The sequence below is a fragment of the Rhizobium sp. P28RR-XV genome (genome assembly GCF_012641385.1).
In the GTDB taxonomy this organism is placed as follows: Bacteria; Pseudomonadota; Alphaproteobacteria; order Rhizobiales; family Rhizobiaceae; genus Rhizobium.
The window spans coordinates 1-10015 of the sequence record NZ_JABAIG010000034.1; the positions used below are offsets into that span (position 1 = coordinate 1).

At 57.2% G+C, this 10015-nt stretch carries 14 protein-coding genes and 1 pseudogene; 7 read left to right on the forward strand and 8 right to left on the reverse strand.

The annotated features are described in order from the left end of the window. Positions 1-402: 402 nt before the first annotated feature. Positions 403-1266, forward strand: coding sequence for a hypothetical protein (locus tag HGP12_RS33495; RefSeq protein ID WP_168880229.1), 864 nt, complete (start codon positions 403-405; stop codon positions 1264-1266). Between the two features lie 9 nt (positions 1267-1275). On the opposite strand, the gene HGP12_RS33500 is transcribed toward HGP12_RS33495, so the two are convergent. The 4 genes from HGP12_RS33500 to HGP12_RS33515 form a co-directional block, all read right to left on the reverse strand. Next, positions 1276-2166: a TIR domain-containing protein gene (locus tag HGP12_RS33500; RefSeq protein ID WP_246703660.1), complete on the reverse strand. Its 891-nt coding sequence runs from the start codon at positions 2164-2166 to the stop codon at positions 1276-1278. Between the two features lie 393 nt (positions 2167-2559). Continuing rightward, the gene (locus HGP12_RS33505) at positions 2560-3033 is read right to left on the reverse strand and encodes an isoprenylcysteine carboxylmethyltransferase family protein (protein ID WP_168843570.1); all 474 of its coding nucleotides are present in this window, start codon (positions 3031-3033) and stop codon (positions 2560-2562) included. Positions 3034-3117: 84 nt separating this feature from the next. Then, positions 3118-3498, reverse strand: coding sequence for an antibiotic biosynthesis monooxygenase (locus HGP12_RS33510; RefSeq protein WP_168843569.1), 381 nt, complete (start codon positions 3496-3498; stop codon positions 3118-3120). A 55-nt stretch (positions 3499-3553) separates the two neighbouring features. Further along, on the reverse strand, positions 3554-4447 hold the full coding sequence (locus tag HGP12_RS33515) for an NAD(P)/FAD-dependent oxidoreductase (protein WP_168843568.1): 894 nt from the start codon (positions 4445-4447) through the stop codon (positions 3554-3556). A gap of 217 nt (positions 4448-4664) precedes the next feature. Here HGP12_RS33515 and HGP12_RS33520 point away from each other — a divergent pair, with 217 nt between their 5' ends. Further along, entirely contained in the window at positions 4665-5312 is a 648-nt protein-coding gene (locus tag HGP12_RS33520; RefSeq protein WP_168880230.1) for a TetR/AcrR family transcriptional regulator, read from the forward strand. Here the strand turns inward: HGP12_RS33520 and HGP12_RS33525 are convergent. After that, positions 5295-5495: pseudogene (locus HGP12_RS33525) on the reverse strand (transposase); the annotation flags it as partial. The gene HGP12_RS33520 and the pseudogene HGP12_RS33525 sit on opposite strands and share 18 nt — an antisense overlap. A gap of 80 nt (positions 5496-5575) precedes the next feature. Here HGP12_RS33525 and HGP12_RS33530 point away from each other — a divergent pair. The 3 genes from HGP12_RS33530 (at position 5576) to HGP12_RS33540 (ending at position 7174) form a co-directional block, all read left to right on the forward strand. Next, positions 5576-6094: a MarR family winged helix-turn-helix transcriptional regulator gene (locus HGP12_RS33530; protein ID WP_168843566.1), complete on the forward strand. Its 519-nt coding sequence runs from the start codon at positions 5576-5578 to the stop codon at positions 6092-6094. After that, positions 6091-6687, forward strand: a complete 597-nt coding sequence (locus HGP12_RS33535; RefSeq protein ID WP_168880231.1) for a gamma carbonic anhydrase family protein — start codon at positions 6091-6093, stop codon at positions 6685-6687. Before HGP12_RS33530 ends, HGP12_RS33535 begins: the two co-directional genes overlap by 4 nt. 118 nt (positions 6688-6805) lie before the next feature. Beyond that, positions 6806-7174 carry a nuclear transport factor 2 family protein gene (locus HGP12_RS33540; RefSeq protein ID WP_205926806.1) on the forward strand — a complete coding sequence of 123 codons (369 nt, stop codon included), beginning with the start codon at positions 6806-6808 and terminating at the stop codon, positions 7172-7174. Positions 7175-7302: 128 nt separating this feature from the next. Here the strand turns inward: HGP12_RS33540 and HGP12_RS33545 are convergent, their stop codons facing one another. From HGP12_RS33545 to HGP12_RS33555, 3 genes are all read right to left on the reverse strand, one after another. Then, positions 7303-7614, reverse strand: coding sequence for a hypothetical protein (locus HGP12_RS33545; protein WP_168880232.1), 312 nt, complete (start codon positions 7612-7614; stop codon positions 7303-7305). Between the two features lie 398 nt (positions 7615-8012). After that, entirely contained in the window at positions 8013-8372 is a 360-nt protein-coding gene (locus tag HGP12_RS33550) for a DoxX family protein (RefSeq protein WP_168880233.1), read from the reverse strand. Positions 8373-8517: 145 nt separating this feature from the next. After that, on the reverse strand, positions 8518-9243 hold the full coding sequence (locus tag HGP12_RS33555) for an SDR family NAD(P)-dependent oxidoreductase (RefSeq protein WP_168880234.1): 726 nt from the start codon (positions 9241-9243) through the stop codon (positions 8518-8520). Between the two features lie 89 nt (positions 9244-9332). Between HGP12_RS33555 and HGP12_RS33560 the strand changes: the two genes are divergently transcribed. Next, complete coding sequence (locus HGP12_RS33560; RefSeq protein ID WP_168843559.1) at positions 9333-9716, forward strand: helix-turn-helix domain-containing protein; 384 nt, start codon at positions 9333-9335, stop codon at positions 9714-9716. Between the two features lie 193 nt (positions 9717-9909). Continuing rightward, on the forward strand, positions 9910-10015 hold a 106-nt coding region (locus HGP12_RS33565; RefSeq protein WP_246703662.1), incomplete at its 3' end, for a helix-turn-helix domain-containing protein.

Consider the following 10015-nt stretch of genomic DNA (forward strand, 5'->3'; position numbering starts at 1 on the left):
TCCGACCAACCAGCCGCACGGCGAATTTTTGACCTTCATTCATAACTAGGTGTCCACCTCTTTTAGGCGGACACCTCATGCCAAAGCTCACTCAACTAAAGAAGGTGCGGAGAAACTCGCGCTTACGTCGAATTCATCGCTGAGGGATTTGCTACGCCTTTCAACAGCTTCATCCTCATCCATGCGACAGCGGAGCTGAAGAAATCAATCGTTGTGCCTTTTCCGTCGAGTCGGATCGTGCGAATTGTGACGCAGCAAAAATTCTGAGCGCTACGAGCGGCGCCCGTGGGCTCCGTTTTTCCGGCCTGAGTTCGCCTGCCGAGGGGCCGAACTCGACTTTTTATGGTGGCCTCACGATTGAGACGGGTGCTTTATGGCGCTCAGAAAGATTTAATAGGTTCTATGGCTATGCCCTACAGAGTCCCAGAGTGGCCGGAAATACGTGCAAAGGGAGAGTCGCTCGCCGCCGAACATCCCGATGATCACTTTATGAAGACCGTGCTCGAGGGCGCCTTTCTCGTCGGCGAGAGCGAAAATCCAATTCGGGGCAACCTATGTGCGGCAGCCATGCGTGAACTCACAGGTCACGTGCTTCATTCAATGGCCCCTGATCAACGCGTGATGGCATGTCGCTGGTACGAGCTCGTCAAAGATACCAGAGGCCCGACGCGGATGCAGCGGGTCACCTTCATAGTTCAAGGCGCATTGCCCACAGACTTCGTGGAAAAGGTTCTGAAACTTGACCTTAGCAAAATCGCGCGTCCACTGCTGAAGACAATCGAAAGGCTCAATCGGTCAACGCATGTGCGGGAAGAAACCATCCTCGATGATGATGAGGAGATTCGTGTACTGGTGGATGACGCGCTTGATGGCTTGTTGGATATCTATGACGCTGCTCGGACTTGCCGAGACGAAGTCCATCGCTCGTTGAGAACAGAAGTTTTCGACGCGGTTCTCGAAAGACTTATATCGGAGACCTTGCAGGAGCTCGATGAGCTGTCAACGCATACCTCCGTCGATGGACATGAGATCGACGACTACACGATTACGTTCGTCGATGACGAATTCATAGAACTAACCGTCGCCGGTACCGTTTACGTCGAGCTTCAATATGGCTCCAGGTCGGATCTCCGAAATGACATGGGAGCCGTTCTGTCTGACTCCTATCCGTATACCGCAAGCATGAAAGCGCGAATAATTGAGCCACAGCGTATATTGCAAGACAGCGTCTTCGTCTCTGTCGACAACAGCGCTTTCTACGAGTGATGTCCCGGCTTACGGTCGGGAAACTTTCTCCCAGTTAATTTCGAAGCCTCCATCGGCTAACTCCCGTGCTACCGCCGCCCGCCAACCGTCTTCCATAGGTTGATAAACGATACCAGCGAAATCCGATGGTAGCTCAACGTCACCGCGAGTTAGGGCGCAGACGTTTGACCGCCCGAGACGGCCGATGAAATAGCCTAATTCGAGCAAGACGTTCTGACGAGCCCGGAATTTGAAGCTTCCGTTCACCTTTCGACCTTCATCATCGGGTGTTAGCAGTACGACAGCGAAACCCACATCACCATGCACTTCTATCTTTTCCATGACTGTGCGCCCACGATTGGCCTGCTCGTGAAGGATAATTACTTCGAATTCCAATTTTTCTAGAAATCGAGCTACGGTCTCCCGCGCCCCTTCGTCATGCCCATGAACAACGAATATCTTACGTTTCAAGGGACTGCTTTTAGGAGATATCGTTGGGGCGGCGGTCGCGGTGGAAAAATGCGGATTACTAGTCGAGACCGCCGCGACCCCAGACTCTGATACGTCGTTCATCGAGCCTGCGTTCGCAGACGCATTTTTAAAAGCGGATCGTTCCTTCTCGCTTAAGTTAGTCATCCAACCATTGCGGTAGATCTCGCCGGCTTTAGCCACAATCTCGGACTGAAGATAATTGCCGTCGGGAGTTCGCAGCTCCGGATTTTTGAGTGCATAAGTCGCGAGCGATGTCGCCCTAGCCATCAAACCATTCCCCATTCCAGCGTCGGTATCTTGCAGATCCCATTCCAATCGAAGCGCGTCAAAGCCGGAGTGTCCGACGAACTTCAACATATTCGCGGATGCGATAAGTAAACCTCTCGATGGAAAGGGCGGCATCTTACGGATCTGAGTGACGTCGTTCATTCTGCTTCTCCAACCTTGATGACGGACATTACCACATCGAGTCATCTGTTGGTGTTAATGCGCCATTCCGGAGAGCAAGTAGTTGCCTGGGCCGGGAAATTTGGTGTCAATAAACGCTAGTCAATCACGGGGTCGGCGGTTCGAGTCCTTTCAAGGCGAAGGCTTCGACGGCTTCGCGCCAATAGCGATCACGGCGTCGATGCCATCCATGGAAACAGTCCAACTTGTCCACGATTTGTTGCGTGTCGCGGGTGGGATCACCGCCCTGCGGCGAGTGAAGGCGCTGTCTGGCAAGTCAATCCGACGTTAGTCAAGTTCATGTATGCCATGCATCCCGAAGAGCGGCCGCATGGAGGATGCCAACACTGGCTTCGGTGCCGTAGCAGGGAATAGTCAGAACCAGCGGCGAACCCTGGCCTTATAGCTTCGGTACTCTTCGCCGAATTTCGCTTCGAGATAGCGTTCCTCGCGGGCGATCACCTGCGTCTGGATCGTGATCAGCACCAAAGGTAGCATGGCGAGGGCAATTGGCCCGTCGAGGCTGATCGCAAGGCCGGCATAGATAAGCGCCATGGCGAGATACATGGGATTGCGGCTCCACCGATAGGGACCGGTCGTTGCGATCTGGGTCGTTGGCCGCGAGGGTGGCGCGTTGATGCCAAGCTGGCGGAACAGCCCCGCCGCCGCAAGCATCATTGCCGCGCCGGCAACGAACAGCAGCGCACCCGTTGCGACTAACAACCGCCAGTCGATGCCGAAAGAGCGCAGGGTGACGAACCGCTCCGCCACCAGCCCCAACAGCAGCGCTCCCGAGTAGACGAAGGGCGGAGGGAAGCGCACACCCACGCTGTCCGGCTCGACGGCCATGCTTATCCTCCAATCTTCGCTCTCAAACCAGCGTCGACTGCTGGGCGGACATACCCGCCGCCGCGCCTTACCGCATCTCCCAAGTCAGGCAACGCAGAAGCCGGGAACGGCGACCTTTTGGAAAAGGTGGGGCTTGGCGACGACGGATGAAGGATATGCTGGGAGTTTCGCGAGGAACTCGGGATCAGTAAAGGCGGTGCGGACCGCCTCGGTGGATTCCCACACCACATAGTTCAGATAAGTCGGGCTATCGCCGATCGCTCGATGCAGTTGCATGGAAATGAAGCCCGGCGCCTTCGTTATGACCTCGGCAGCCGCCTTGAAAGCGTCCAGAAAGCCCGCTTCATCGGCGGGATCGACGACTGTGAAGAGGTTGATGAGCACGAGGGGCGCGGCCTCGATACCGAGTTGGCGGCCAAACGGAAATCTCTCGTCCAAAGGTTCGAATGGCTTTGCGGCGGCCATGGTGGCGGTCCTGTCTATTGTGAAATTGAAGCGGCGGGATCGATGCTAGTTGCTCTCAAATCAGCATTGATTGCTGGGCGGAGATACCCGCGGTCGCGCCTTGCCATATAGCATTGGTGACCGAGGGCATCCCGGGGGTGGCTAGATCGCCGGCGGCGTAGATGCCGGGCATGCTGGTCTCGCGGCGCTCGTCGACCTTGAGAACGCTGCCGAGGGGCGTTTGGACCGTGGCAAGTCCCAGTGCGTCATGCAGGGGTGCGGACGGATTGATCGGCGGATGCGCGAACAGGATGTCGACCGCGACATCGGGGCCAGCATCGAGCTTGACGGTGGCGCCATGGTCGCCATGGCGTGCGATCCCGGTGATCCGGCCCTCAACGATCGGTATATTGCGATGCGCGAGATCGGCCCGGACATCGGGGGCAATGTCGTGACCATCTGCGAAGACAGTCAACCTGTCGGTCCAATGCTGAAACAGTTTGACCTGAATGTGCGACTGCGGGCGGAACCAGGCGAGGCCCCAATGCTGATCAGCAACCTCGAAGCCGTCGCAATAGGGGCACGGGATGACGGATGTACCCCAGTTCTCGGCAAAACCCGGAACATCAGGCATTTGGTCGACAACGCCATAGCTCAGGATCAGCCGGCGCGCGCTAAGGGTTTCACCGTCGCCAGTGAGGACGGAGAAATTGTCGATGGTGCCGGAGATGCTGTCGGCGCGGGTATTGACCATTTTGATCGCAGGATAGCGCGTGAGTTGCTGCCGCGCCGCAGCCAGGATTTCGGACGGTGGCTTGTCATCGTGGCCGAGCACACCGTGCGAGCGCCCAGCGAAGCGGTTGCGCTGAAGGCCGGTGTCGAGAACGATGACTTTGCGACGCGCACGGCCGAGCTGCAGGGCGGCGGCGAGGCCAGCAAAGCTGCCGCCGATGATGATGGCGTCATTCATGGTGATATACTCCGAGTTGCGGATCGAAAGCGTTGAGTTGGGCGCGACCGCTGCCTGAGAACTAGGGACCCCGATGGCGGATAGCGCACCCAACTTGAGCGATGTTCTTCGTTGGACCGTGCCCTCGTGGCTTGGGTCAGCGTTTTGACTTGCATATTTTAGATACTGAATGGTATCGTAAGGCCAAATAACGATACTGTCAAGGATCGCAATTGCCATGAGTGAAAATGTCCAAAACCGACGCGGTCGGCCCGCCAACGAGGCGCTTGGCCAAACAATCGTCAATGCAGCGTGCGAACTGTTTGAGGAGCTGGGATTTCGTGCGGCGACATTGGATATGGTCGCCCAGCGCGCGAAGATATCCAAGCTTAGCATCTACAAGCACTTTGAAAACAAGGAAGCGCTGTTTGGCGCGGCCTTTGCAGCACGCTGCCAGCAGTTAATTCCGCAGAAACTTTTTGAAGGCGTCGCCGGCTCAGCCGACGATCAGCTCATGGCGGCGGGATCGTCACTGCTTCGCACGCTTCTGCGCCCGGAAGTCCGCAATGTTGAGGCCATGGTCATGGCCGACACTCCAAACCAGAAGTCATTGAGCAAGCTCCACTACGAAGCAGGGCCCGCCCATATCACTGCGCAAATCGAGGGATTGTTGCGCCAGTTGCATTCGAAGGCGCTCCTGAACGTGCCCGATCCTTTTCAGTCCGCCCGCTTATTTGCAGCACTGTTCAAGGGCTCAGATCTCGCGATTATCGCACGCTTCGATGAGGCTAAAGGATCGGACGATAGCGAGATAGAATCCTACTGCCGCTCAGCCGTCGGCATGTTCATAGCCGCGCACCGCGGCAACGTCGATGCGGGCGGGTAATCCCCGCATCTGTTTGATGCGATTGAAGAAGCGCTCCACCTGATTTCGCTGACGGTAGACCCACGGACTGAAACTGAAGGTCTTTTTGCGGTTGGCCTCTGCAGGGATGTTCGCCCAGCACTTGCGTTGTTTGGCAAAGCTACGAATTGCATCTGTATCATATGCCTTGTCGGCAAGGATCGTTGCTCCGGGCTGCAGGTCGATTGCAGAGATCCTCATTCGGTATTGACAATCCGATGCCGGATTCGATACATGCATAGCCTATGCAATTGTTGAACGCAAATAAGCTTGGTGCGCTGGGCACCCTAATCCGCGACAGGACAGACGCAGCGCTCGGCGAGTTCTCGCCCAGCGCTGCGTCCGTCCTGTCGATGCTGCATTTCAAGCCGGGGCTGACGACAAGCAAGCTTGCCGCAATCATCGGCATCAGCCAGCCTACCGCCGTGCGACTAATCGATGGATTGGAACGACAGGCGCTTATCGAGCGTGGCTTGCCTGAGGGGCGGGTCACGCCCTTGAGACTGACGGAAGAAGGCCAGGCCGAAGCGAAAGCCCTGCAAGCGCGTAGGCTTGCTGCGCTCGACGGGTTGCTGGGCTCATTGCAACCGGACGAGCGGCAGGCCTTCACATCACTGTTGGATGTGGTGCTGTCGGGCGCCACGACATCGCGCGCCTTTGCGCGAACGACATGCCGTCTTTGTGAACACAATCTTTGTGGTCCCGAAATTTGTCCAATTGGCTGCCGAGCAGCCGCAATCGAGGCAGGAAAGAACACGCCATGATTACCTCCTACGACGACCATTCACCATCGATCGATCCCGATGCCTGGATCGCACAGGACGCGACGGTGTGCGGTGACGTCGCCATCGGCGCGGGCAGCAGAATCATGCATGGGGCTCGCCTAGTAGCTGAGGCTGGTGCTTCCATCCGCATCGGCCGGTACTGCATTGTGCTCGAAAATGCGGTAATCCGGGCGACAGGACGCCATGACTGCACGCTAGGCGATCACTGCGTAATTGGCCCCAATAGCCATGTGGTCGGCGCGCAGATCCGTGATGAAGTTTTCATCGCCACGGGGGCTGCGGTGTTTCACGGTGCTGAAATCGGACGGGGCTCGGAAGTCCGCATTAATGGAACCGTTCACTTACGCACGCGCCTCGAACCGGGCTCGACCGTGCCAATCGGCTGGATTGCGGTCGGCGAGCCAGCACAAATTCTGCCACCCGATCAGCACGAAGCTATCTGGTCACTCCAGCAGCCTCTCGATTTTCCGGGCTTCGTCTACGGGGTTGATAGAACACACCCTAACGTAATGAAAAGCATCACGGCGCGCTTGTCTGGCGCTCTTGGGGTGCACAAAGCGGAAAACAGTTAAGATGTCGGGACGCCTATCGGCTATTCGCAATATTCGGGGGCACTACAGCTGTAAATGGGGAATTGTCGACAGATCGCCATGATGAGCGAATTTCGCAACCTTGTAGAGGATCACAATTTTGGATGACGTTGTCCTGCCGGTTCAAAAACAGCTTGAGGCTTACAATGCACGCGACATTGATGCGTTCATGCCTTGGTGGGCAGACGATTGCCAGTATTACGCTTTCCCATCCACCCTGCTGGCGGGAGGCGCTGCGGACATCAGGGCGCGTCACGTTGAGCGGTTTAAAGAGCCTGATTTGTACGGTAACTTGCTCACACGCATCGTTGTTGGAAATGTAGTGATCGACCACGAAATGGTCACGCGAACCTTTCCCCAAGGAAAGGGGGAGATCGACGTGGTTTGCATCTACGAGATCGAAGACCGCAAGATCGCAAAAGCGTGGTTTAAGACGAGCGAGCCCCGAATGTATTTGCCCATCGCCTGACTTTTGTGGACCATAGAGGTCCGCATCGGCCGACAGCAGCCTTTGGCCGTCTGTTCCCCATGAGTAATGCCACTGGCATCGGCAGAATGTTCGACATTGGAGGCCCCGGGGTCGGGTATTGCGACAGACTACTCCGCCAACTCGATTTTCTCGGATTCGTTCCGGATCAGAACACGATCGGCAAAGCCCGTGTTCTTATTGGCGAACGCAGGCGTCACGCCCCTTATCTTCTCGCGGTGCGCCTCGGTCACGCGGATTTTAGTGGACTCCAGCCACCGGAACGCTAAGTCGTCGCAGACCTCATTGATCAGGTCGATGTATTCGTTTCGCCGAATGCCCAGCATCAACTCGTCCTTGTGCTCGAGGTCTTCGGCAAGGCTGTCGAACGTCATGATTTTGAAATCCGATCGCTCCTGTGCTCGGATCAGCCCGAGTTCCATCACCTAGCCTGATCTAAAGCGTAATATTCTCGAAGGCTTAGCGAGTTTACGGGTTGTTTGAATTACTGGGCCGACGGTTCGCATCCATCAAGGCGAGAACCGCCACGAAGTCACAGCGAGTTCCGGACATTTGATTTTCGCACATTTTCTCCAGACAGGAGCCGCCCGGATTAGGTAGTATGTGTCTGACTTTTTTGTCGTCTGGAAATAGGTCGTTTTCGGTACGTAACCACCCCATCCCAAATGGAGGTCATGCGGGCAGGGAGCCGCTTTGAAAGCCAGGCCATGGACCGTCGACGAGCTGGCCAGTCTTCAAAAGAGGCGCTCCCGCGACAACTGCCGGCAAGCCCGGCGTGATGGTATTGCCTGGGCGCGCCAGCAAGGGCGCTGCCTTCTACCTAGCGATGCGCGATGGTCAGTGAAGACGGACGCATTGCGAAGCGATCATCACCAAGCAAGAATTGCGCGATCGAAAGGACGATCAGGTAGGCGGGGTATTCCCAACCACCATTCGGCGCATTGAACGGCCAGCCGCCTGCGGCATGGACCCAGATGATGGCGCCGATGAGCGTGGGGGTCAGGGCGACGGCAACCCATCGCCCGTAGATGCCAAGCATCAGCATCGTGCGGCCGACAGCCTCGGCGGCAACCGTTATGTAAGCCAGCCAGCCGGGGAGACCGAGGCTTTCGAAAAATCCGACGACGCTAGGAAGCCCGAAGGTCAGCAGCTTCAGGAGAACGCCGTGGGCGAGATACATGATGCCGAGGCTGATGCGCAGGAGCGGCCGCGTAACCGGTCAGATCGTCTTGAGTCATGATAGGGTCCAATGGAAGCGGAGGTTTAAAAGAGAGGCGCTGCTGCCACGCGGTTCTGGCAACAGCGCGTTTGCCGGGTGGCGGCTGTCAGGCCTGCTGAAGCGGCGGCACCACGATGTCCACCTGATCACGCTTGGTGATCAGGTCCCAGACGACCTGTGCGAGTTCCTCGGGTTCGATCATGGGATAGCTATCGCTAATCGGAATACCCGCATCGTCCATCGCCCGCTTTCCGGTCGAGTTATTGATCAGCGCGCCGACATGCATGGTTCCGGCATAGACACCCTTGTCGGCAACCTCCGCGTTGAGGGTCATCATGTAGTTCCGCGTGGCCGCCATCAACGGCCCCATACCACTCATGTTCGGGATCGGGACGACGGCAGACAGGCCTCCGACGACGACCACAGCGCCATCTCCGCGCGCCACCATGTTCGGCAGAACGGCATGAACCAGTTCGACCGGCGCGAAGGTGAACAGCGTCACCAGCGACTGCAGCTTGGCGGCATCGAGATCCGCCGCCGGGACAAAGTTCGACTCTCTCGAGAAGGGTGCATAGACGGCCACGTCGATAGATCCCATTCGCTGCTCGATGGATCGAACCAGCGGTGCAAGCGCTTCGATGGATGTGAGGTCCGCCGGGAAACTCACGGCCTCGATGCCGGACTTCGCGAGTTGAGCGACCCGGTCGTCCAGTGTCGCCGCGTTTCTTGCAACGAGCGCGACCTTGTATCCTTCCCGACCGAATTTTTCCGCCAGAGAAGCGCCGAGGCCACTTCCAGCGCCAAAGATAGCAATGGTTTTCTTGTCAGTCATAGTTCGTACCTTCCGGTATGTTTCACTGACTAAGTATGGTATTGTGACCCCTACCTTCGCAAGAAGGCATAAATTTAGGACCTGGTCATATGGATATGCCTCCCCCTCTCGAAAAACCCGGAACACACCCGGCCTGCGCCCGCGTCAACGAGATGCTGGGCCGCATCGGCGACAAGTGGACGATCCTTGCGATTTCGATGCTGATGGAGAAGCCGCGCCGCTTCAACGAGCTGAAACGCATGATCGGCGGGATTTCCCAACAGATGCTGACGCGGTCGCTCAGGTTCCTGGAGCGTGACGGTCTGATCACCCGTAAGGTCTACCCGACGATTCCGCCGCAGGTCGAATACAGCCTGACGCCCCTCGGGCACTCGATCGCTGCGCCCATGATGCAGATGGCGACCTGGGTCATTGCGCATTTACCCGAAATCGAAGCCAACCGTGCCGCACACGATGCCGGCACGCCGGCATGAGCCGGGAATGATGGGCTGTCAGGCAGTTTAGGACAGCGCGGACTTGCGGATATCGGCGGGTTCTAGAGCACGCTTCGATTTCTCAGAATCGCAGGTTCGCAAATCAGCTGAGATATGATTCTCTGTTCCTACCGGGAAAGGACGGCCGGCAGGGATGACCCAACCATATTCTGAAGATCTTCGCGAACGGGCGATGGCGCGCTTGAATGCCGGAGAAACGATACGATCGATTGCAGCAGCACTTGCGATCGCTCCCTCCTGTGTTTCGAAGTGGAAGAAGCGCCTTGCAGAGACCGGCG

Bases quoted from the DNA above. Each gene is read 5' to 3' on its own strand.
- HGP12_RS33500 (WP_246703660.1), bottom strand. From the start codon at position 2,166: ATGAACGACGTCACTCAGATCCGTAAGATGCCGCCCTTTCCATCGAGA.
- HGP12_RS33510 (WP_168843569.1), bottom strand. From the start codon at position 3,498: ATGGCCGCCGCAAAGCCATTCGAACCTTTGGACGAGAGATTTCCGTTT.
- HGP12_RS33550 (WP_168880233.1), bottom strand. From the start codon at position 8,372: ATGTATCTCGCCCACGGCGTTCTCCTGAAGCTGCTGACCTTCGGGCTT.
- HGP12_RS33555 (WP_168880234.1), bottom strand. From the start codon at position 9,243: ATGACTGACAAGAAAACCATTGCTATCTTTGGCGCTGGAAGTGGCCTC.
- HGP12_RS33560 (WP_168843559.1), top strand. From the start codon at position 9,333: ATGGATATGCCTCCCCCTCTCGAAAAACCCGGAACACACCCGGCCTGC.
- HGP12_RS33545 (WP_168880232.1), bottom strand. From the start codon at position 7,614: ATGGAACTCGGGCTGATCCGAGCACAGGAGCGATCGGATTTCAAAATC.
- HGP12_RS33505 (WP_168843570.1), bottom strand. From the start codon at position 3,033: ATGGCCGTCGAGCCGGACAGCGTGGGTGTGCGCTTCCCTCCGCCCTTC.
- HGP12_RS33520 (WP_168880230.1), top strand. From the start codon at position 4,665: ATGAGTGAAAATGTCCAAAACCGACGCGGTCGGCCCGCCAACGAGGCG.
- HGP12_RS33530 (WP_168843566.1), top strand. From the start codon at position 5,576: ATGCAATTGTTGAACGCAAATAAGCTTGGTGCGCTGGGCACCCTAATC.
- HGP12_RS33535 (WP_168880231.1), top strand. From the start codon at position 6,091: ATGATTACCTCCTACGACGACCATTCACCATCGATCGATCCCGATGCC.
- HGP12_RS33495 (WP_168880229.1), top strand. From the start codon at position 403: ATGGCTATGCCCTACAGAGTCCCAGAGTGGCCGGAAATACGTGCAAAG.
- HGP12_RS33515 (WP_168843568.1), bottom strand. From the start codon at position 4,447: ATGAATGACGCCATCATCATCGGCGGCAGCTTTGCTGGCCTCGCCGCC.